We start from the raw sequence: 21,605 nt of genomic DNA on the forward strand, positions 1-21,605 counted from the left end.
TTATTACGCACCTAACATATCTTGAATGTCTGACTTTAATACGTCAGCTTTCGGACCATATACTGCTTGTACACCTTTATCTTTTACGATTAGCCCTAAAGCACCATTTTGTTTCCACTGCGCTTCTGGTGCAACAACATCTAAATCTTTTACTGTTACACGTAAACGCGTCATACAAGCATCTACGTCAGCAATATTTTCTTTTCCACCTAATAAATCAATAACTTTTGTTGCTAATGAACCATCTTGTACATTTCCTGTTCCTTCTGATGACTCATCTTCATTATCAATATAGTTACCTGCACGTCCTGGTGTTGGTAAATTGAACTTTTTAATTAAGAAATTGAATAATGTAAAGTTAAGACCGAAGAATACTAATGAAACGATAACGAAATTGATTAAATCTCTTGTTAGTCCTGCATTAACCATCATCGGTGTACGAGTAATTAACTCAATAAATCCAAATGCGTGAACACGTAAGTTGATTAAATCTGCTAATGCAAATGCAAGTCCTGTTGTAATAGCATATACAACATATAGTACTGGTGCAATAAACATGAACATGAATTCAATTGGTTCTGTTACACCTGTTAAAAATACTGCTAATGCTGCTGATAAGAACATTGGTTTATATTTTGCACGTTTTTCTTTATCAACATTACGGAACATCGCAAAAGCAATCCCCATTAACGCTGCTGTTGAGCCGATAACTTGTCCAGCTTTGAAACGAGCTGGTACAACGTTATTTAATAAATCGTTATATGCTTTCGTATCTCCACTTGCTAATAAATTATTTAAGTCTGTAATCCATGCAAGCCATAATGGATCTTGTCCTGCTACAATTTGTCCAACTTTTGAGCCAGTTAACATCGTATATGTTCCGCCTAGCTCTGTGTAATTCATCGGAATCGTTAACATATGATGTAATCCGAATGGTAATAATAAACGTTCTAACGTTCCATATACAAATGGCGCAACAACTGGCGCACTATCTTTAGATGCTGCAATCCAGCGACCAAATTCATTTAATCCACTTTGGATAAATGGCCATAAAAGTGATAATACAATCGCAGTGACTGTAGACCAAACAATTACAACGAATGGTACGAATCGTTTTCCATTAAAGAATGCTAATGCCTGTGGCAGTTTATTATAGTTATAGTATTTGTTATATAAAGTAGCTCCTAAGAAACCTGTGATAATCCCTACGAAAACTCCCATGTTTAATGCTGGTGCACCAAGTACAGAAGTAAAGTAATCTTTTACAACTAAATCTCCTGCTAATACTGAAGAAACTGTCGCTTTTGAATCCGCTAACATTTGAGCGTTTACGCCAAATATTGCTCCTGTAATTCGATTTGTTAAGACGAATGCTAATAGTGCTGCAAATGCACCACCTGCGCGATCCTTCGCCCAAGATCCCCCAATTGCTACTGCAAATAAAATGTGTAAATTTGTAATAATTGCCCAACCGATGTCTTCCATTACACGAGCAATAGTATGAACTGCGTTAATATCCCCAGCAGACATTCCAATTAGCTTACCGATGGAAATCATTAAACCAGCTGCTGGCATTACAGCTACAACAACTAATAATGCTTTCCCGAACTTTTGCCAAAAATCAAAAGACGTAATTTTCATCTGTTCTTCCTCCCCTTTATTTATAACAACATAATGATTTAAATTATAATTTCTGTTTCTCTTATGAAAACGATTCCTCATATTGCTTTATCTTTTTCCCGTTACGCAACCGTTTTCATAAATCTATTTTAATAAAAGCGTTTTCACATTGCAATAGAAATTTATTTTTTTTCATAAAAAAAGATGCTCAAGGAGCATCCTTTTGTATTATGAAATGCGATAAACCCTTGTTTCATAAGGTTTTAACGTGATTGTAGTTAATTGTTCATGTTCCGCAACTTCATAGTTATTTAAAAGCAAACGTTTGCGTTCTAGTGCGAATAATGGCTCATTATACACAGCTTCCTCTTTTGAGATATTACTAATTACAATGACTTTTTCATCCTGTAACGTACGTGTATATGCATAAATTTGTGGATCGTCCTCTAAAAGTAAATCGTACGTACCATAATTCAATACATCGTGCTCTTTTTTCAAGGCAATCATTGTCTTATAGAAATTGAAAATAGACTTTTCGTCATTTTTTTGCTTTTCAACATTAATTTCTTTGTAATTTGGATTCATGCCAAACCAAGGTGCACTTGTTGTGAAACCAGCATTCATCTCATCGTTCCATTGCATAGGTGTACGTGAATTATCACGGCAAGAAGCCCATATAATTTCCATCATATCTTGATGTGATACGCCTTCTGCAATTTTCTCTCGATATAAATTTTTAATTGCTACATCATCGTAATCTTCAATATTTGGTAACTGAACATTTGTCATACCAATTTCTTGTCCTTGATAAATAAACGGTGTACCGTGCATAAAGAAATACATCGCTCCTAGAGCTGTTGCACTTTCACGCCAATATTGTTTATCATCTCCCCACGTTGAAACGATACGTGGCTTATCGTGATTCTCGATATATAAAGCATTCCATCCTTTATTCTCTAATCCTTTTTGCCATTTCGTTAATACCTTTTTCAATCCTACAACATCAAGGTCTTTCTTCTTTTCTGCATCCCATAAGCTTAAATGTTCAAACTGGAATACCATATTGAATTTACCTTGCTCTTCTCCAACCCAAAGCTCAGCATCTTCAATCTTAACGCCATTCGCTTCACCAACAGTCATAATATCGTACTTAGAAAATGTATTTTCTTTTAACTCTTCTAATAAAGGTTGAATACCATCCACATTCATATGTTTATCAAAAGATGGTACATACTTTAATTCTTTTGGATTTGGCATATCGTTGAAGCCATCTTCTTTTTTAATATGGCTAATTGCATCAACACGGAAACCATCAATTCCCTTATCAAGCCACCAATTAACTGTATCGTATAACACTTCACGAACTTCTTTATTCTCCCAGTTTAAATCTGGTTGTTTACGTGAGAATAAATGTAAATAATATTGTTCTGTTACTTCATCATATTCCCATGCCGAACCATTAAAAATACTTTCCCAGTTGTTTGGTTCCGCACCATCTTTACCATCATGCCAAATGTACCAATCACGCTTCGGATTGTCTTTAGATGAACGAGATTCAATAAACCATGGATGTTCATCACTCGTATGATTAATAACTAAATCAATAATAAGCTTCATGTCACGCTTATGAACTTCATCTAATAAAGCATCAAAATCCGCCATTGTACCAAACTCATCCATAATATCTTGATAATCACTAATATCATAACCATTATCATCATTGGGAGACTTATACATTGGACAAATCCAAATTACATCTATACCTAAATCTTTTAAATAATCCAGCTTTGCAATAATACCTTGTAAATCTCCAATACCATCACCATTTGAATCCATAAAGCTTCGTGGATAAATTTGATAAGCAACTGCTTCTTTCCACCATGTCTTATTCATAGTCATTCTCTCCTTTTGCATCCCATCGGAAATTTTATGCAAACGTTTTCGTAACACTATCATAACAAAATATGAATAGTTTGCAACTGTTTTCATTGAACTCTATGTAGATTCCTTATTCTTATGCTTTATCCCGCTATTGGCCGAGCAGTAAGAACCCCACCTCAAAATTCAGCGAAAGCAAAGAAGTTCGGTGGGGATCGGGCTGCCCGTTAAAGTCCGATTGGTGAAGGCTAATAATCAGTGGGGGAGGAACAAAACTCCCACTGATTATTAGCCTTCACTTTATTTATTTCTCACAAAGGTAAATCTCATTCTTATCTGCTCTTGTCCACGCACGTTACATACGCTTTTCATATATTAATAAAAAGCACTGCTTATTTTAGAAAGGAGTGATAAATTGAAACAAACAAAATTAACAGGTCGTATCGTTGTTCCCTCAGATCCTGACTATGACGTGGCCCGAATGAATTTAAATTTAAGTATTCCAAAACTCCCTTGTATTATTGTTTTTTGCCAAAATAAAACTGATGTGTGTAATGCCTTAAAATGGGCACGTGAACGTCATATACCATTTCGCTTAAGAAGCGGACGTCATAGCTATGAAAATTTTTCTCTTTTAAATAGAGGACTTATTATTGATGTGAGTGAAATGCATCGCATTACTGTTAATACAAATAAATTAACAGCAACAATTGAAGCTGGTGCAAATCTTGGTACGGTTTATAAAGAACTTTGGAATTATGGTGTTACAATACCGGCTGGTACAAGTGCAAGTGTTGGAATTGTTGGATTAACACTTGGTGGTGGTATCGGTATGCTTTCACGCTTATTTGGATTAACATGTGATCAATTAGTAGAAGTTGAAATGGTACAAGCATGCGGTAAATTGGGCGCAAAAATCATTCGTGCAAACGAACAAGAAAACCCTAACTTGTTTTGGGCGTGCCGCGGCGGTGGTGGTGGAAACTTCGGAATTGTTACTTCTTTAACTTTTCGAGTACATCCTATAAAAAATGTATCAATCTTCTCCATCACATGGGAATGGGAAGATTTTATCGCTGCATTTCAAGCTTGGCAAAACTGGGCGCCTTATATAGATGAACGTCTCACTTCATCAATTGAATTATTCGCAAAGCAACAAAATAAAATTGAAGCACAAGGTGAGTTTGTTGGCTCTCCCTCTGAACTCCATTCCTTATTATCACCACTTCTTGAAACCGGTACCCCCTCTCTCTTTATAGATGAAGTTCCTTATATAAAGGCTGTTGAATTTTTTAACAGTGGTAACATCCCTGAAAACTTCAAGCGCTCCGGTTCCTACGTATATAAACCTATCCCTCTTAAAGGCATTCAGATTATGCAATATTTTCTTTCTCATGCACCAAATAAAGATGCGAGTATTTGGCACCAATCGCTCGTAGGTGCTGTAGAAAATATTTCGCCTACTGAAACAGCTTATTTCCATCGCAAAGCAATTATTGCGCAAGAATATATTACCTCTTGGAAATGCGATGATGAAGAAAATCGAAATATACGCTGGGTTAAAGATTTAAGAGAAAGCTTAGATCCTTATACACTAGGTGATTATGTCAATTGGCCCGATATCGACATTAAAAATTGGCAAACTAGTTACTATGGCTCTAACTTTCACAGATTACGTAAAGTGAAAACTATATATGATCCTTGCAATGTTTTTCGTTTTCAACAAAGTATCCCACCCTTTCATACGTAAAAAAGGGGATAAAATAAAAAATCATCCAATATGCCGTTACCTCGCAGCATGTTGGATGATTCAAGTTGATTTTCTATATCTTTTCAAATTATTGCTCCTACTCATAAACTTTCAATTACGGATTAATTGTATTTCTCATCATTTTTATGCAATGAATGTAATTTAATATTTGGTACTTTATCTTTTTCAATACCGCTATTATAAGCAACAGGAATTTGAAATTCCAATTGCTTTGTCTCATGTTTTTGTAAATAGACTGGTTTCGGTACTGGATAACTTTTGGAAGTCTCTGTTGCATTATCATATAAAACAATTTTTAATGCTTGTGAATGATTACGATAATTTTTTAAAGTAACAATGCACTTTTGTTCAATATCCCCTTCATTCTTCTCCATTCTACATTGACTATCTTCTTTTTTATATTCTATCGCCTCTACCCCTGTTTTTCCTGCGTAGTACCATGTTTTATTCAATGTCTGGAGGATGTTATTTAGCATAAACGGCATCATTAAAATCAAAATACTAATGCCTACTACTTTTATCTTATTCATTGTTCTAAATGTACTAGATTTCTTTTTTACTAACCATTTTACAAATAATATAAATGCGATTACATGTAGTATGAAAGAAACGATTACTATATTTGAGACTTTATAATCCATATAAGTATATGTATATACCGGAACATTAAAGAAATTGAATAGTTTTTCCCCAATTAATTCATTATCGTTTGGAATTTTTAATAATAACAAAACCCCTATACTGTAACAAATAGCTACTAATCGATCATACTCAATTCGGACCATTCTTTCTCTCCTTCCCCTTACTTTTTTATTATCGATTTTAGCTATTATTACCATGCTATACAATCTTTTTATAGAGGATAACGTAAAAAAGCTCCTTATAAATATATAAAGAACTTTATTAATATACAGTATGAATTAGAAAATCCATATGCAATTTTCACATAGAGACTTCCTCAAAATATGTTGGATTATGTATTGTAATTTTCTTATCCAGAATCGTAACAATACTATCGTTTTTTAATTGTTTTAATACGCCGCTAACCGTCTCTCGAGACGTACCAGATATTTTCGATATTTCAATTGTTGTAAGTGGGCAGGAAATTACAATCGTTTCGCCACTCTGTTCTCCTAAATCTTGCATTAAATAATTTAATGTTTGAATGACTCGATCTTGTGCATTAGGAATTGTAATGTTTTGCACTCGATTTTCGTTTAGTTTTAATATTGATGATAATTGCTGAACAACGTACATTAATTGCGTCCTACTAGATTTCACCATATCTTCAAAAATTACTGTCGGAATATAATATACCTCTACATCTGTCATCGCTTCTGCCGTATAGTTATATCCTCTGTCTGTAAACATACCACCATAAGGAAAAATAGAATACCGCTTTACATAGTCATCATATAATAAATTTCCACTTTGATTTACCCGCTCTAACTTTACAAAACCATCTAACATGAAGTAAATTCTTTCTCTTGAATCCCCTTCTAAAAATAAAAATTGACCCTTTTTATAAGTTCGCCAATAGACAAACTCCGTCAAACCTTTCAATTTCTTTTCTGTTAAATGAGCAAATAATTCAAATTGCTTTAAATCTTTAACTACGTTCCGTCTATTCATAAAATTCCCTCTCTCTTGCTGTATGTTGGAGCGAAAAATCAAGAAAGCGTATTCAAATTTAATTTTATCATAACTAACTTATATATTCAGATTTCATCATGAAAACTTTATGAACAATGAGTACAAAAAATATTAATACATAAAAAGAATGAAGTTACTAACTCCATTCTTTTTTACTAATAAATAGCGTACATAATTATTTAAACATACATGCATACATTCTGTTTAGAAATAATAGTACCAGCTTTTTCTTCTAGTGCTTCATATACTTTTTCTAAAGACGTAATAATTGTTTTTCTTTTTGGATTTGTATTAACAAAATTAATAGCAGATTCAATTTTTGGAAGCATACTTCCCGCAGCAAATTGTTGTTCTTCCATGTATTCTTCTAATTGATTCACTGTGACATGCTCTAATTTCTTTTGATTCAGTTGATTATAATTTACATACACATGATCAACTGCAGTTAAAATTACGAGCGTATCGGCATCTACTAATTCAGCTAATTTCTGCGCAGCGAAATCTTTATCGATAACCGCTTCAGTTCCTTTTAACCCTTCTTCAGAATCAATTACTGGAATTCCACCACCACCAACAGCTATCACTATATTTCCATCCTCAACTAAAGAATTAATTACTTTATGTTCATGAATACTTACAGGCTTCGGTGATGGAACAACACGTCTCCACCCTCTGCCAGCATCTTCTTTAAACACTGCTTTTGTTTCTTCCATTAATCTTCTGGCCTCTTCTTCTGTATAAAAAGGACCAATTGGTTTAGTTGGATTTTTAAATGCCTCATCTTTTTCATCCACGACAACGCGTGTTATAACCGTTGCTACGTCTTTTTTTATATTCCTTTTTTTCAATGCCTTTTCAATCGCATTTTCCATCCAATATCCAATCATCCCTTGGCTCATTGCACCACAAGTATCTAATGGCATTGCAGGTGTCTTTTCCGTTTCTGCAGCTTTTTGCTGTAATAAAATATTTCCCACTTGTGGACCATTTCCATGCGCAATTACTATATCTACATCATTTTCCATTATTTTCACAAGTTGTTCCGCTGTTTTTTCTAACGCTTCTTGCTGTGCTCCCGCAGTAGCTTTTCCAGACTGTATCGCATTTCCCCCTAGTGCAACTACAATTTTTCTTCGTGCCATATTTCAGCCCTCCAGTTGATTTCGATTTCACAACGCTTTATAAAGTAATATTGCCTGTAATTAATCCATAAATCGCAAAGAATGCTAAAGCACCAATTGCTACCGATGATGCTAATTCCACTCGAGTAAATATTTGCTTCGAACTCTTTTGCCTTTGAACATTGTAAAAAATAAAAATACCTGGCGCATATAAAGTCATTGTTAATAATAAATACTCTAAACCAGCTGCATAAACTAACCACACACCGTACATACTTGCTATCAAACCAATTATTATATTTTTATTTCGATCCGCTTCTTCAGACTTTAAGCTATGCTTCAGTTGATAAAATGCTGAAAAAGCATATGGGATTAAAATAGCTGAAGATGCTAATGAGAATGCAAAGTTATACGCCTGATCGGAAACGACGAATGTTAATAAGAACATTTGAATTAAGCCATTTGTTATCCATAATGAATTTATTGGAGCTTTATTTTTATTTTCTTTTGCAAACCATTTTGGAAATACTCCGTCTTTAGCCGCCAAATACGGAATTTCAGATGCGAGTAAAGTCCAACCTAACCAAGCACCTAATACAGAGATAACTAAACCTAAATTAATAAAGATAGCACCCCATTTTCCAACAACACTTTCAAATAAATAAGCCATAGACGGATTTTTTAAATTAGCAATATCTGCTTGCTGCATAAGTCCAAGAGACAGTACTGTAATTAAAATGTAAATGATGAGTGTACCAATTAAGCCAATAACCGTTGCTTTCCCTACATCACTTCTATTTTTTGCTCGACTTGATAAAACAACAGCCCCTTCTACCCCAATGAACACCCATAAAGTTACAAGCATTGTACTTTTAACTTGGCTGCCAACTGCTCCCCATGAAAAAGAACCAGTTTGTCCCCAAAATCCATCTAGGAACGTATCAATATGAAACGCGAAGATTCCTATAACAATAAATACAAATACAGGTACTAATTTTGCGATTGTAGTTACTAAATTCACAAGTGCTGCTGATTGAACTCCACGTAAAATTAACATGTGAACACACCATAATAATACGCTTGCACCAATAATGGATGCTACATTTTGACCGCCCTCAAAGATTGGGAAGAAATACCCTAATGAAGAAAACAATAATGTGCCGTAAGCTACATTACCAAGCCAGGCAGATAGCCAATATCCCCACGCACTATTAAATCCCATAAAATTCCCAAATCCTGCTTTTGCATAACTAAAAATACCACCATCTAAATCTGGCCGTTTTACAGTTAGATTTTGAAAAGATAATCCAAGCGCAATCATACCAATTCCTGTTATAACCCAACCAATAATAATGGCTCCAGCACCAGCACCTTTTGCCATATCACTTGCTAAATTAAATGCTCCACCGCCAATCATAGACCCCACTACAAGCGCCGTTAATGTAAACAACCCTAATTTCTTATCTTCACCCATTCCACTCACCTCTCTTTAATTGCAATAACAATACGAAAGCAATAGTGAATGATAGTGTCTAAAGGAGGAGAAAGAAGAAAGGAAGACTCCCTTTCTTCTTTACTCCATGTTTCCTAAAGTAGCTGCCATAACCGCTTTAATTGTATGCATTCTATTTTCAGCCTGATCAAATACTTTTGAATGTTTACTGCGGAATACTTCGTCAGTTACCTCCATTTCTCTCAGCCCATATTTCTCATAAACTTCCTCACCATACATCGTTTCAACATCATGGAATGCGGGTAAACAATGCAAGAAAATCACGTTTTCATTCCCTGTTTCTTTAATCATTTTCATATTTACTTGATAAGGTTTCAATAACTCGACACGTTCAGCAAATTTTTCTTCTTCTCCCATAGACACCCATACATCTGTATAAATTACATCTGCATTCGCAACAGCTTCTTCCACATTACTTGTTATCATTACCTGTTCATTATATTTTTTTGCTAAATCAATTACTTCTTGCTCTGGCCATAAAGATTCCGGTGTACAAATACGTACATCCAATCCAACAATCGCTCCACCAACTAGTAAGCTATTAGCAACATTATTTCGTCCATCTCCAACGTAAACGAGCTTCACATTTTTTAATTTCCCTACATGTTCTTTAATTGTTAATAAATCTGCAAGTGTTTGTGTTGGATGCCACATATCTGTTAATCCATTCCAAACCGGTACACCAGAATTTTGTGCTAAAGATTCTACAGTTTCATGATTAAATCCACGAAACTCAATTCCGTCAAACATACGTCCTAACACTTTTGCTGTATCCTCAACGGATTCTTTTTTTCCAAGCTGAATATCACCTTTCCCTAAATATTCAGGGTTCGCACCTAAATCTGTACATGCTACTGTAAATGCACATCGCGTACGAGTAGAGGTTTTTTCAAATAATAGCGCTACATTTTTACCTTCTAAATAATGATGTGGGACACCGTTTTTCTTTTTCTCTTTTAATTCTGCTGCTAAATCTAGAAAATATAACAATTCTTCTTGTGTAAAATCTTTTTCAGCTAGAAAACTTCTTCCTTTTAAATTTGGTCTAGTCATTAACATACTTCATCCCTACTTTCTCCGTTATTTATACTAAATATCTTTACGAACAATTGGCATACTCATGCAACGTGGACCCCCACGCCCACGAGATAATTCCGAACTTAGCACCTCAATGACTTCTATACCGTGTTCCCGCAATAACGTATTGGATACATAGTTGCGATCATATGTAACAACTACACCTGGCGCAATTGCTAATGTATTAGAACCATCATTCCATTGTTCACGAGCGGAAGCAATTGCATCTCCTCCTCCACAAGGAATAAGAACTAATTCACTTAAACCTAATACCTCTTTTAATGCTTCCATTAAAGAAGTGCGATGTGTAATTTTAAGAGTTTCCACATCTGGACCTTTTTCTAAAATATAAATATTCATATTTCCTTTTGGCCCTTGAATGGCTGGGTGAATTGTAAACTTGTCATAATCAACCATTGTAAACACTGTATCTAAATGCATAAATGCTCGGCATTTTGGAATTTCTATTGCTAACACTTTCTTAATTTTATTTTGTCGACTAAAAAGATTTTTAGCTAAACGTTCAATTGCTTTAGCTGACGTACGGGCAGATACTCCAATTGCAATTGTTTCTTCATTTAAAATTAGCTCATCGCCACCTTCAATTGGAAACTTATAATCACGATCTAGCCAAATTGGCACATTGTGATTTGCAAATCTTGGATGATATTTAATGATGTACTCCATGAATAATGATTCACGTCTACGCGCCGGTTCTCTCATCTTATTTATCGTTAATCCATCACCCACGCTAGCTGCTGGATCACGAGTAAAATATAAATTAGGCATTGGGTCTAAGTAAAACGGATAATGATCTTCCATTAATTCATATAAATGTGTCTTCTTACTTGTTTCAATCTCGTTTTTCCGTACACCACCCATAATTTTTTGAATTAATTCTTCATTTGAAAAGGAAAGTAAATATTCTTTTAAAGTTTGATGTGCAACATTTACGTCAGCCTGTCCTTCTTCTAAAATACGATCAACAAATTCTTCTCGAAGTTTTTTATCTACTAATGCCTCAGCAGCTAGTTTTTCTAAATAAAGAACTTCAACACCCCGATTGCGTAATGTTTGTGCAAAATAATCATGCTCTTTTTGAATAATTGGTAAGTATGGAATATCGTCAAATAATAATTGTTGTAAATAATCTGGCGTTAAGTTTTCCACTTCTTTACCAGGTCGTTTTAATAAAACTGTTTGTAATTCCCCAATCTCTGAAGTAACATGTATCGGATGCTTCATTTGTTGTACCTCCTTTTAAATATGTTTGATGTCTTACAAGTACATAATAAATGCTACGCGCCTTCATCTTTGTGAAAGCATCCACATTATCATTGTGAAATATTAAACAAGTTATTTTTTTAAAATCATATGAATTTGTATTTTTATAACACTTCATCCCGATTTTTCAATAAAAAAACACATATATTACGCATATATGTTGAATATTTAACTTCCGTATTTAAACAAAAATCCTGTTTTTAATTTTTATTAAAAACAGGATTTTGCATCTAAATAATTAAATTTAACCTTTCTTCTAAAATCTCCCTATCTGATTTTGACTGAGAAATGATAAGGCATGTATCATTTCCACATACACATCCTATTTTTTCTTTCCAATCTAACTCATCAAACAAAACACCAATAACATGTGCATTACCGGGTAATGTTTTAATAACCATTAATTGATCTACACAATCAATTTTTACAACAACCTCTCGTAATTTTTTCTTTAACTTTATATCAGTTTGTAAATGCTCTTCTGAGAAAAATTTATATATCATTAATCCTTCTTGAGAAGGTACCTTCGTTAAATTTAACTCACGAATATCTCGAGAAACTGTAGCTTGTGTTACTAATACATCTTTTTTTGCTAACAATTCTACTAATCTTTCTTGCTTCTCTATTTCATACTCCTTTACAAATTGTTTAATTAATCGTTGTCTTTTTTCTTTTTTCATAAAAGACACCCCTTTTAATATTATAGCTCGCTATAATTTTCATCCGAAAGGGACAGAAAAGAATGTTGCGGAAACGTTCATAGTTTATACTTTTTAACTGTAGATATTAAATCTAGCTAAAAAAAGAGAAGAACAGCATTCTGTTCTTCTCTTTTACATTGAAAACCGTTCAATTGTTTGTTTTAAATCCGCTGATTGCTTCTCTAAGTCTTTTAATAATTGATCGATTGCTATCATATTTTGAGACTGTTGCAACGTCACACGTGCCACTTCTTGTGAACCAGCTGACGTTTCTTCCGCAATTGCTGCTACAGCCTTTGTTTGTGCTCCTGTTTGATGAATGTGATTCACTTGTTCATTCATATAACTACTAATTTGCTTAGTTGCATCGGCTACTTCCATAACACTTAATGACATTTCTTTTAAAATTAATTCTGTAGCTTCTCCGCGTTTCGCCTCTTCTTTAGCTGTCTTCACCTGCTCTGTCATTTTCAATGCGACTTGCTGTACTTCATCTTGCATATTCCGTAATAACTGCGATATGTTTCTTGCGGAATGATCACTTTCATCAGCAAGTTTACGTACTTCTTCTGCTACAACCGCAAAGCCCCTTCCATGCTCCCCTGCACGAGCTGCCTCAATAGAAGCGTTGAGTGCTAATAAATTTGTTTGGCTAGCAATCTCACTCACAACAGAAACAATGTGTTCAACTTGTTTCATTCGCTCTTCTAATTTCTGTACATTTTCCATCGAATCTTCATTTTCTCTCGCCAATGTTTGAATACCTTGAATTAAAGAAGTAAAGACACGTGTACTTTGTCCTAAAGCTTGAACCATTTCTGAAGACAACTCGTCAGACTGTTTTGCTTTTCCTTCTACTTCATTTGCAATAGAAGTCGTTGTATCAACAGTAGAAACGATCGCTTGAATCGATGCTGCTGATTGCTCGGCACCGGAAGAAATCTCCGCAAGGGTTTCAGACACACCTTGTGCTTGCTTTGTCGCTTCACCTGTTTGTTTTCTAATTTGCTGAACTTGATTATTTGTATACGAAAATGTAGTATCGATATTTTTTACCATGCCCCTTAAGTTCCCTAGCATCATATTAAATGCAACACTTAAAGATTTTATCTCATCATCGATCTTTGGCAATGGGACATCTTCACGAATATCACCTTCAGCCGCTTTCCTTGCTGCTTCTTCCAACTTTCGAAGTGGTTTAATTAAAAATATTGCTGCCCCATACGCTAAAATTCCAGACCATACTACACCTAATAACATAACGATAATATTATAAACAGTTTGACTTACATAACTTTGAAAATAATCATATATAACGTAAATGAAAATTAAACTTGTTGAATATGTAATGAAAGCTAGAATTGTAGTAAATAACATAAGCTGTATACGCAAGCCAAAGGAAAATGTTTTTCTTTCTTTTCCCATCTCTTCTTTCCCCCTTCTTATAAGCAATATATGTACTACCTATATATTATTATCCATATTTTCGTTATAGAAAGATATAGGGATTTTAAAAATCATTATTTCTTTGAATATTAAATCCCCCTGAAAAAAATAAAGGATTCTGACAATTTATGACTAATAACAGAAATAAGGGGCAACATTTGTAAAATATATTTTTGACTGGGGGTTTTGTATGATTCAAGTTCGAAATCTAGTAAAATCATTTGGCTCACTTGATGTTTTAAAAGGAATTGATTTAGAAGTAAAAGAAAAAGAAGTTGTTGTTTTAATCGGTGCCAGTGGTTCCGGCAAAAGTACATTACTTCGTTGTCTTAACTTTTTAGAAATGTACGATGAAGGTGAAATTCACTTACAAGGTGAACGAATTGATCCAAAGCATTCAAATTTAAACAAAGTCCGTGAAAATGTCGGTATGGTTTTTCAACACTTTAACCTCTTTCCTCATATGACCTCACTAGAAAACATCATAGAAGCACCTATTCACGTAAAAAAATTGGAAACAGCAGACGCGAAGGACGTTGGGAATCAACTCCTACAAAAAGTCGGCCTACAAGATAAGGCGGATGTAACTCCTCACCTACTTTCAGGTGGTCAAAAACAACGCGTTGCGATTGCACGAGCTCTTGCTATGAATCCTAAAATTATGCTATTTGATGAACCTACCTCAGCCTTAGACCCTGAACTCGTTGGAGAAGTATTGCAAGTTATGAAAGAACTTGCTGAAGAAGGAATGACAATGGTTATTGTTACTCATGAAATGAATTTCGCAAGAGATGTAGCTGATCGCGTCATCTTTATGGATGACGGAAAAATTGTAGAGGATGCTCCGCCAGCGCAATTCTTTTCAGCTCCATCACATGAACGAGCAAAACAGTTTTTACGTAACGTTTTATAATGTAACTTCTATTTCAAACGTAAAGAAATACATTTATACGGTGCACAACTAATTGTCCAAATAAAATATCTCGATAACATACTTAAAACCATCCGTATGATCAATATATAGGAGGGGTCTTATGAAAAGAAAACTATTAACCATTGTTGCGAGTATTACACTATGTACATCATTCATACTGGGAGCCTGTAGTAAGGAAAGCTCGACTACTTCATCAAATGGTGAAAAGGAATTTCGTTATGCGATGAGTGGATTATACAAACCTTTTAACTATAAAGAAAATGACGGAAAACTTGCCGGATTTGATGTAGAAATAGGTGAGGCGCTCGCGAAAAAGATGGGAATGAAACCCGCTCCTATTACAAATCCGTGGGAAACGCTAATTCAAGGTCTACAATCAAAAAAATATGATGCAATCTTAGGAAGTATGGCCATTACAGAAGAACGATTAAAAGCTGTTAGTTTCTCAAACCCATATTATCGCTCTGGTGCCCAGATTTTCGTAGCTAAAAAGAATACATCTATCTCTTCTCCAGAAGATTTGAAAGGAAAGAAAATTGGTGTTGTAAAAGCTAGTACCTTTAAAACTCTTGTTTCAAAACATACAGATCAAATTACAGAATACGATAGTGATATTACCGCTCTTATGGACTTAGAGCCTGGGCGTGTGGACGCAGTAATCACTGATCAAATGGTTGGTCTTCGAATGATTAAAGAAGGTAAATCAAATATAAAAGAAGCTGGAAAACCATTAAATCTTGATGAAATGGGAATTGCTATTCGCAAAGATGATAAAGAAATGGTTAAGAAAGTAAATAAGGCTTTAGATGAAATCATTAAAGATGGTACGTACGAAAAGATTAGTAAAAAATGGTTTGGTCGTAATATTCTTGGAGAAGAGGCAAAAACGAAGTAAGTTAACTATTCAAAGATTCCATAAATCATGCCCCACTTTTTATGTGGGGTATTTCATTCCCTACTAAAATCTATACACTATGAGGTGAAACGCATGTTTGAAATTTTTATCTCTACCTACCCCACACTCTTAAAAGCTACTATTGTCACATTACAATTAACATTAACTTCCCTACTACTCGGCTCATTAATTGGATTACTATTCGCTTTCTTTCGAATCTCTAACAATAAAGTTCTAAATAGTATCGCTCATGTCTACATCGCCATTATTCGTGGTACACCTTTAATTGTTCAAATCGCAATTCTCTATTTTGGTATTACATCTGTTGTTGTGTTCACCCCTTTTTGGGCAGGAGCAATTGCTTTAGCAATTCATAACGGTGCATATATTACCGAAATTTTCCGTGGATCCATTCAATCCGTTGACCGTGGACAATTAGAAGCTGCTCGCTCTTTAGGCATGCCTTACCCTTTGGCGATGCGCCGAATTATATTACCACAAGCATTTCGTCTATCTCTTCCTCCTCTAGGTAATCAATTTATTATTGGATTGAAAGATTCCTCACTTGTTGCTTACGTAGGACTGTCCGAATTATGGGGATCGGGTTTATCAATTGCCGCAAGTAACTTCCAACAATTAGATACATATGTAATCGTTGGTTTATATTATCTCGTACTCGTTCTCCTATTTACTTATTTTGTTAACCTTTTAGAAAAACGATTACAGCGCAAAGAGACAAACTCTATCCAAGTCCATACAAAGAATAAAAAAGAAGTTTCTTTATAAAAAAAAGCAAGCCTGAGATGGCTTGCTTTTTCACTGCAAAATATATCAACTTTTACTGATTTACTTTTTTAATATTCTCTTTTTCTTCTATATGTTCCTCACGATATGAAATATTATGAGGGTCTAATCCATTTCCTAAAGAACCGTAGAAATGTTCTCTATGCGGATCAACTAATTCACTTCCATGATAATACACACGTGGTGTATTCCAAAGTGCTGCCAATGCTTTTGTCATCGGCATTTCGTGATAGCGTTCCGGCCACATTTCTTTAATCTTCTCTTTTACTAACGGATAGTATTTAGAGCTCATAGCAGGGAACAGATGATGTTCTGTATGATACGAGAAATTGAAATGTAAAACGTCTACCCAGCGCGGCACTGTTACTGATAAACAGTTTGCTAACGGATCATTTACTGGAACAATTGGATTTAAGCGGTGATTTGTTGCGATATATGCCATTACAATAAAGTTAGCAATTAACAACGGAATTACATATGCAAATAACCATTTTCCAGGTCCCATAATAAATAATAAACTAATCCAAACTGTCCAAGGCAAAAGAAGTTGAAGCCATACAGATTTTTGATTCGATGACTTAAATTCTTTTATAAAATGAAAGAACATTCGAGTTGAATGCAATGTAAATTGAATTGTTAGTGACAGGAAACTAAAGAATGAACGTACATGAAGAGGCATACGATATACCCAACTTAAAAACTTACTTTTTTTAAGCTTCTCAAGTGTCGGCCATGCATCTGGATCATTCTCTTCATGCTGTGTATGAACATGATGCGTTGCATTATGCCACTTTCTCCAAAGCTTTGGTCCTGTTGATAATGGCATAAATGCAATCGCGCCTAAGAAATCACGAAGCCATGCCTTTCTTACAACTGTTCCATGTAAAATTTCATGCCCTAAAAACCCAAGTGAAGCAAAACATAGTCCGAGAACAATCGCAATTCCTAGATTTGCCCACACATTCAATTCAAATACACCAATCGCTATTAACCCCGCTAATGCCACAAGTAAATAAGCCAGTCCACCAAATAAACGAGTAGGAACTGGTTTAAATGCTTTTTTTGGCAAATGTGGTGATACACGTGCTGCATACCACCCAAACGTATGAAGCTCCTTCATCCTTTTGCCCCTTTCTTATGCCGCGCCCTGCGCAACTTGCATATATTAATTCTTGCTTCCAGATTGATTTTACTAGGTGATCCAAAAAGCATTTATTATAAGGAAAATATACTCACTCTATCGTCACTTATTTTTCGCTTTTATTATCAATGAAAAACATTTCTCTTTTTACTCTCTATCAACCTTTCCACATGATGAATCATAACAATAGAATTTCTATATTGTCAACAACTTTTATGACCTAGTAATAAAAGTTGGTTATGTTTTTATAATCATACTTTATTTCACTAAAGAAAAAGTGTAGATTCCATAAGGATTCACCTACTATATATAGACATTTTCTTAAACGCCATAGACTCTATCTCATTCAATAACTCTCTATGTAATCAACAAACAGAATCACTTAAATTTAGTTTTATATAAATCCTACTTCTTCATAATGCCCCACCTAATTAATTATATTAAAATAATTTATAACCTCTTTTAATAAAGATAGACTACTTCTAAAACAATACACATGAATTTCATATAATATGGAAATATTAAAAGGAAAATTGTTCTAAAATTAGGAGGTTTCCGCAATGACAAGTGATACATTTCCACAACTGCCGCTATCTTATTGGATTGAATCTACTCAGTTTCCTACTTTCTCTCGTTTATCCGAAAATATAAAGACGAAAGTTGCTATTATCGGTGCTGGTATTACAGGTATTACTACTGCCTATTTACTTGCAAAAGAAGGCATCGACGTTGTTTTAATTGATTCTGGTCGTATTTTAAACGGAACGACTGGGCATACAACAGCAAAAGTAACAGCACAACATGATCTTATTTATGATGAATTAATAAATCATTTCGGTGTAGAAAAGGCCAGGCTTTACTACGAATCAAATAATCATGCTCTACAATTCATAAATAACACTGTGCAAACATATAAAATCGACTGTAATTTCTCAAATGAAGATTCCTATTTATATACAACTACTGATAACGGATTAAGAAATTTATCGAAAGAATATGAAGCTTATCAAAAATTAAATATACCTTGTGACTATGTTCAATCTCTATCGATTCCTATTCCAGTACAATCTGCACTTATAATGAAAAATCAAGCGCAATTCCACCCCCTCCTTTATTTGAAAACACTTTTAGAAAAGTTTGTGGAGATGGGAGGAAAGGTCTATGAACAAACAACAGCTATGGATGTGGAAAAAGGAGATTATCCACAAGTAATTACAAAGGAGGGGCATCGCATTACTTGTGAATATGTCGTCTCTTGTTCTCACTTTCCTTTTTATGATGCGAATAGCTTTTTCTTTACGCGAATGTACGCAGAACGCTCCTATGCTCTTGCAATAAAAGCAAAAACGGATTATCCAGGTGGCATGTATTTAAGTATTGATGATCCAAAACGCTCCTTACGCTATATAACAAACAATGGAGAAAAGTTGATTTTGATTGGCGGAGAGAGTCATAAAACGGGACAGGGAATAAATACAATGCTTCATTATGAAGCACTCTATTCTTTTGCTGAAGCAACTTTTGGAGTAGATGAAGTTCCCTATAGATGGTCAGCGCAAGATTTGATTACGCTAGACAAGCTCCCTTATATCGGACATATTAACGAAAGCAATCCAAATATATTTGTTGCAACTGGATATCGCAAATGGGGAATGACAACAGGAACTGCTGCAGCTCATTTACTGAAGGATTCCATTCTAAAAGTCCACAGCCCATATAAAGAGCTGTTTGCACCATCACGCTTTCATGCAAATCCAGATATAAAAACATTCCTTTCTCAAAACATTGATGTTGCTAAACATTTAATTGAAGGGAAACTTGAAACTTCATTACGTAAACCAGAGGATCTTGAAGTTGGCGAAGGATCCGTTGTACATGTCAACGGTAAACGAGCAGGTGCTTATAAAGATAAAGAAGGAAAACTACATATCGTCGATACGACTTGTACACACCTCGGCTGTGAAGTTGAATGGAATAACGGTGATTGTACTTGGGATTGTCCTTGCCACGGTTCTCGTTTTTCAATTGATGGCGATGTTATGGAAGGGCCAGCAGATCAACCATTAAAACGAGTTGATAACGAATAAAAAAACAAAGAAGTTCAACAAGAATCCTGTTGAACTTCTTTGTTTTTCATGACACCTTTTCATATAAATTTCGACATAAGAAGGGAAATATTAACAGTAAATAAAATAATATATTCATCTACAAATAAAAGGGGGGAATACTATGCAACCTTCTGCTCCACCTCATCTAGAATCTACAGAAACTATCTTTTCAAGCTCTATTACAAAACTTGTTGTTTTTATTTGTTGGCTCGCCATTCTAGCTGACGGATATGATTTAGGTATTTACGGTGCCGTTCTGCCAAAGCTTTTAGAAGACAACAGCTGGGCACTATCACCAGCTCAAGCTGGAACAATTGCCAGCTATGCTCTATTTGGGATGTTTATTGGCGCTATTCTAGTCGGAACCATTACAGATTTAATTGGACGAAAGTGGACACTTATATGCTGTTTAGTTCTTTTTTCTATCACAATGGGCTTAGCTGCAATTGCTCCTTCTCCTGAATTATTTGGGCTATCTCGATTTATCGGAGGAATCGGATTAGGCGGTGTTATCCCAACAGCTTCCGCACTTACTGTTGAATATTCACCAAAAAAACGACAATCTTTTATTTATGCTCTTATGTTTACCGGCTATCCTTTAGGTATCGTGTTAGGTGCTATTTTATCCATGTTTATGTTAGAAGATTTCGGATGGAGAATTATGTTTGGCATCGGCATGATTCCGCTACTCCTCATTCCTTTCATTATTCGTTATTTACCTGAGTCCATTCAATTTTTATTGTCGCGGAATCGACAAGAAGAAGTGAACAAAATTCTTAATCGCTTTCAAATTGAATTCCATGTAAAAGATGAAATTTCCGAAGCACCATCTAATATACAAAAGAAAAATGGATTTCTTACGTTATTCTCAAAAGAATACATAAAAGCAACGCTACTTTTTTGGATCACTTATATAATGGGAATGTTTTTAATATACGGTTTAAATACTTGGTTACCACAGATGATGCGTCAGGCAGGATATCCTCTTGGATCTAGTTTATCATTTCTACTTATGCTAAATATTACTGCAGCTATCGGCGCATTATTTGCCGGGGCGATTGCCGATCGTATAGGAGCAAAAATTGTTATTAGCATCTCCTATCTTATGGCAGCCATATGTATTGGACTACTAACAATTAAACCATCTGTTACAATCATTTATCTTTTAATTGGTCTTGCTGGAATTGGATCAGTCGGTATTACTCAAATATTAAATGCTTATGTAACACAATACTTCCCATCACATATACGAGCTACCTCCTTAGGCTGGGGACTTGGACTTGGCCGAGTTGGTGCAATTGCTGGACCTATTCTTGTCGGTATTATTATGACAATGCAATATGACTTAGCATGGAATTTTTACTTATTCTCTTTTGCAGGTCTTATCGCAGCTATATCTGTTTTCTTTATTCCTACAAAATAAAGTGAAACTTTAATCAGTGTTGAAGTGCATCCCCAGCTGATTATTAGTCCACACCAATCAGGCGTTTACGGGCAGTAAGGCTCCCACAAATAGCGGGATAAAAAAAGAGCACAAATTTTGAACTGCACCCCAATTGTTAGACACCGTCTAACAATTGGAGGTGCAGTTTTTCTATGGTTAAATTTACAGCTGATGAAAAAATACACATCGTTCAACGTTATTTGAACGGAAATGAA

Annotated in this window: 17 protein-coding genes and 1 pseudogene; 6 read left to right on the forward strand and 12 right to left on the reverse strand. The window is 34.8% G+C overall.

All coding sequences use genetic code 11. The features are described 5' to 3' along the window. Positions 1 to 3 precede the first annotated feature (3 nt). Both JDS98_RS28215 and JDS98_RS28220 read right to left on the reverse strand, forming a co-directional pair. On the reverse strand, positions 4 to 1,641 hold the full coding sequence (locus JDS98_RS28215) for a PTS transporter subunit IIBC (RefSeq protein WP_000705554.1): 1,638 nt from the start codon (positions 1,639 to 1,641) through the stop codon (positions 4 to 6). Positions 1,642 to 1,848: 207 nt separating this feature from the next. Continuing rightward, positions 1,849 to 3,513, reverse strand: coding sequence for a glycoside hydrolase family 13 protein (locus tag JDS98_RS28220; RefSeq protein WP_016107445.1), 1,665 nt, complete (start codon positions 3,511 to 3,513; stop codon positions 1,849 to 1,851). Positions 3,514 to 3,913: 400 nt separating this feature from the next. On the opposite strand from JDS98_RS28220, the gene JDS98_RS28225 reads away from it, so the two are divergent. Then, on the forward strand, positions 3,914 to 5,248 hold the full coding sequence (locus JDS98_RS28225) for an FAD-binding oxidoreductase (RefSeq protein ID WP_098711082.1): 1,335 nt from the start codon (positions 3,914 to 3,916) through the stop codon (positions 5,246 to 5,248). A 122-nt stretch (positions 5,249 to 5,370) separates the two neighbouring features. On the opposite strand, the gene JDS98_RS28230 is transcribed toward JDS98_RS28225, so the two are convergent. The 9 genes and pseudogenes from JDS98_RS28230 to JDS98_RS30905 form a co-directional block, all read right to left on the reverse strand. Further along, positions 5,371 to 6,054, reverse strand: coding sequence for an ABC transporter permease (locus tag JDS98_RS28230; RefSeq protein ID WP_199632185.1), 684 nt, complete (start codon positions 6,052 to 6,054; stop codon positions 5,371 to 5,373). A 157-nt stretch (positions 6,055 to 6,211) separates the two neighbouring features. Continuing rightward, positions 6,212 to 6,901, reverse strand: a complete 690-nt coding sequence (locus JDS98_RS28235) for a Crp/Fnr family transcriptional regulator (RefSeq protein WP_001081910.1) — start codon at positions 6,899 to 6,901, stop codon at positions 6,212 to 6,214. A gap of 200 nt (positions 6,902 to 7,101) precedes the next feature. Continuing rightward, a complete protein-coding gene (gene arcC, locus JDS98_RS28240) occupies positions 7,102 to 8,064 on the reverse strand; it encodes a carbamate kinase (protein WP_199634550.1) in 963 nt (320 codons plus the stop codon). A 37-nt stretch (positions 8,065 to 8,101) separates the two neighbouring features. After that, positions 8,102 to 9,517 carry an arginine-ornithine antiporter gene (gene arcD / locus JDS98_RS28245; protein ID WP_097958241.1) on the reverse strand — a complete coding sequence of 472 codons (1,416 nt, stop codon included), beginning with the start codon at positions 9,515 to 9,517 and terminating at the stop codon, positions 8,102 to 8,104. Positions 9,518 to 9,616: 99 nt separating this feature from the next. Next, positions 9,617 to 10,615, reverse strand: a complete 999-nt coding sequence (gene argF, locus JDS98_RS28250; RefSeq protein ID WP_097958240.1) for an ornithine carbamoyltransferase — start codon at positions 10,613 to 10,615, stop codon at positions 9,617 to 9,619. Between the two features lie 30 nt (positions 10,616 to 10,645). After that, positions 10,646 to 11,878, reverse strand: coding sequence for an arginine deiminase (gene arcA / locus JDS98_RS28255; RefSeq protein WP_000682324.1), 1,233 nt, complete (start codon positions 11,876 to 11,878; stop codon positions 10,646 to 10,648). A 269-nt stretch (positions 11,879 to 12,147) separates the two neighbouring features. Next, positions 12,148 to 12,597, reverse strand: coding sequence for an arginine repressor (gene argR, locus JDS98_RS28260; RefSeq protein WP_000711836.1), 450 nt, complete (start codon positions 12,595 to 12,597; stop codon positions 12,148 to 12,150). Between the two features lie 153 nt (positions 12,598 to 12,750). Next, positions 12,751 to 13,701 carry a methyl-accepting chemotaxis protein gene (locus JDS98_RS28265; RefSeq protein WP_472926321.1) on the reverse strand — a complete coding sequence of 317 codons (951 nt, stop codon included), beginning with the start codon at positions 13,699 to 13,701 and terminating at the stop codon, positions 12,751 to 12,753. Continuing rightward, positions 13,693 to 14,043: pseudogene (locus tag JDS98_RS30905) on the reverse strand (HAMP domain-containing protein); the annotation flags it as partial. The pseudogene JDS98_RS30905 and the gene JDS98_RS28265, both read right to left, overlap by 9 nt. 211 nt (positions 14,044 to 14,254) lie before the next feature. Here JDS98_RS30905 and JDS98_RS28270 point away from each other — a divergent pair. The 3 genes from JDS98_RS28270 to JDS98_RS28280 all read left to right on the forward strand — a co-directional run bounded on the left by JDS98_RS28270 (position 14,255) and on the right by JDS98_RS28280 (position 16,679). After that, entirely contained in the window at positions 14,255 to 14,977 is a 723-nt protein-coding gene (locus tag JDS98_RS28270) for an amino acid ABC transporter ATP-binding protein (RefSeq protein ID WP_000616929.1), read from the forward strand. Between the two features lie 121 nt (positions 14,978 to 15,098). Continuing rightward, positions 15,099 to 15,893, forward strand: a complete 795-nt coding sequence (locus tag JDS98_RS28275) for an ABC transporter substrate-binding protein (RefSeq protein WP_000823745.1) — start codon at positions 15,099 to 15,101, stop codon at positions 15,891 to 15,893. 93 nt (positions 15,894 to 15,986) lie between these two features. Next, on the forward strand, positions 15,987 to 16,679 hold the full coding sequence (locus JDS98_RS28280) for an amino acid ABC transporter permease (RefSeq protein WP_242480995.1): 693 nt from the start codon (positions 15,987 to 15,989) through the stop codon (positions 16,677 to 16,679). 52 nt (positions 16,680 to 16,731) lie between these two features. Here the strand turns inward: JDS98_RS28280 and desB are convergent, their stop codons facing one another. Then, complete coding sequence (gene desB / locus JDS98_RS28285; RefSeq protein ID WP_000661207.1) at positions 16,732 to 17,817, reverse strand: Delta(10) desaturase DesB; 1,086 nt, start codon at positions 17,815 to 17,817, stop codon at positions 16,732 to 16,734. 581 nt (positions 17,818 to 18,398) lie between these two features. Between desB and JDS98_RS28290 the strand changes: the two genes are divergently transcribed. Together JDS98_RS28290 and JDS98_RS28295 are read left to right on the forward strand one after the other, a co-directional pair. Further along, on the forward strand, positions 18,399 to 19,925 hold the full coding sequence (locus tag JDS98_RS28290) for an FAD-dependent oxidoreductase (RefSeq protein ID WP_199634553.1): 1,527 nt from the start codon (positions 18,399 to 18,401) through the stop codon (positions 19,923 to 19,925). Positions 19,926 to 20,067: 142 nt separating this feature from the next. After that, positions 20,068 to 21,369 (forward strand): MFS transporter, encoded by a 1,302-nt coding sequence (locus JDS98_RS28295; RefSeq protein WP_098163023.1) that lies wholly within the window; start codon positions 20,068 to 20,070, stop codon positions 21,367 to 21,369. Positions 21,370 to 21,605: the final 236 nt, after the last annotated feature.

Source organism: Bacillus cereus group sp. N11 (genome assembly GCF_016483605.1).
GTDB lineage: Bacteria > Bacillota > Bacilli > Bacillales > Bacillaceae_G > Bacillus_A > Bacillus_A toyonensis.

What these genes read in the sequence shown, in the direction of transcription:
- JDS98_RS28215 (WP_000705554.1), bottom strand. Translation starts at nt 1,641, where the DNA reads ATGAAAATTACGTCTTTTGATTTTTGGCAAAAGTTCGGGAAAGCATTA.
- JDS98_RS28220 (WP_016107445.1), bottom strand. Translation starts at nt 3,513, where the DNA reads ATGAATAAGACATGGTGGAAAGAAGCAGTTGCTTATCAAATTTATCCA.
- JDS98_RS28230 (WP_199632185.1), bottom strand. Translation starts at nt 6,054, where the DNA reads ATGGTCCGAATTGAGTATGATCGATTAGTAGCTATTTGTTACAGTATA.
- JDS98_RS28235 (WP_001081910.1), bottom strand. Translation starts at nt 6,901, where the DNA reads ATGAATAGACGGAACGTAGTTAAAGATTTAAAGCAATTTGAATTATTT.
- arcC (WP_199634550.1), bottom strand. Translation starts at nt 8,064, where the DNA reads ATGGCACGAAGAAAAATTGTAGTTGCACTAGGGGGAAATGCGATACAG.
- arcD (WP_097958241.1), bottom strand. Translation starts at nt 9,517, where the DNA reads ATGGGTGAAGATAAGAAATTAGGGTTGTTTACATTAACGGCGCTTGTA.
- argF (WP_097958240.1), bottom strand. Translation starts at nt 10,615, where the DNA reads ATGTTAATGACTAGACCAAATTTAAAAGGAAGAAGTTTTCTAGCTGAA.
- arcA (WP_000682324.1), bottom strand. Translation starts at nt 11,878, where the DNA reads ATGAAGCATCCGATACATGTTACTTCAGAGATTGGGGAATTACAAACA.
- argR (WP_000711836.1), bottom strand. Translation starts at nt 12,597, where the DNA reads ATGAAAAAAGAAAAAAGACAACGATTAATTAAACAATTTGTAAAGGAG.
- JDS98_RS28265 (WP_472926321.1), bottom strand. Translation starts at nt 13,701, where the DNA reads ATGATGCTAGGGAACTTAAGGGGCATGGTAAAAAATATCGATACTACA.
- JDS98_RS28270 (WP_000616929.1), top strand. Translation starts at nt 14,255, where the DNA reads ATGATTCAAGTTCGAAATCTAGTAAAATCATTTGGCTCACTTGATGTT.
- JDS98_RS28275 (WP_000823745.1), top strand. Translation starts at nt 15,099, where the DNA reads ATGAAAAGAAAACTATTAACCATTGTTGCGAGTATTACACTATGTACA.
- JDS98_RS28280 (WP_242480995.1), top strand. Translation starts at nt 15,987, where the DNA reads ATGTTTGAAATTTTTATCTCTACCTACCCCACACTCTTAAAAGCTACT.
- desB (WP_000661207.1), bottom strand. Translation starts at nt 17,817, where the DNA reads ATGAAGGAGCTTCATACGTTTGGGTGGTATGCAGCACGTGTATCACCA.
- JDS98_RS28290 (WP_199634553.1), top strand. Translation starts at nt 18,399, where the DNA reads ATGACAAGTGATACATTTCCACAACTGCCGCTATCTTATTGGATTGAA.
- JDS98_RS28295 (WP_098163023.1), top strand. Translation starts at nt 20,068, where the DNA reads ATGCAACCTTCTGCTCCACCTCATCTAGAATCTACAGAAACTATCTTT.